Annotated in this window: 1 protein-coding gene; it reads left to right on the top strand. The window is 76.6% G+C overall.

The genetic code is table 11. The features are described from left to right. Positions 1-337: SUMF1/EgtB/PvdO family nonheme iron enzyme (locus TN53_RS43335; RefSeq protein ID WP_046264432.1), on the top strand; the 337-nt coding region annotated here is incomplete at both ends.

Genomic DNA, 337 nt, shown 5'->3' with positions numbered 1-337 from the left:
GCCGCGCACCGGGCGGTTCCCGAGGGCATGGTGCCGATCCCCGCCGGTGAGTTCCTCATGGGCAGCGAGGACCCGCTCTCCTACCCGGCCGACGGGGAGGGCCCGGTGCGCACCGTGTACGTCGACGCGTTCTGGATGGACGCCCGCACGGTGTCCAACGCGCAGTTTGCGCGCTTCGTCGCCGACACCGGGTACCGCACCTGCGCCGAGCGGATCGGCTGGTCGTTCGTCTTCGCCGGACTGCTCCCGGACGGCTTTCCGCCGACCCGGGGTGGGGTGGGCGCGCCCTGGGGGCGGCAGGGGGGGGGCGCCGCCTGGCGCCCCCCCGCCGGGCCGC

Source organism: Streptomyces sp. WM6386, assembly GCF_000972385.1.
GTDB lineage: Bacteria > Actinomycetota > Actinomycetes > Streptomycetales > Streptomycetaceae > Streptomyces.
The sequence above is the reverse complement of the archived record's forward strand: the minus strand, read 5'-3'. Positions and strand labels throughout refer to the sequence as shown.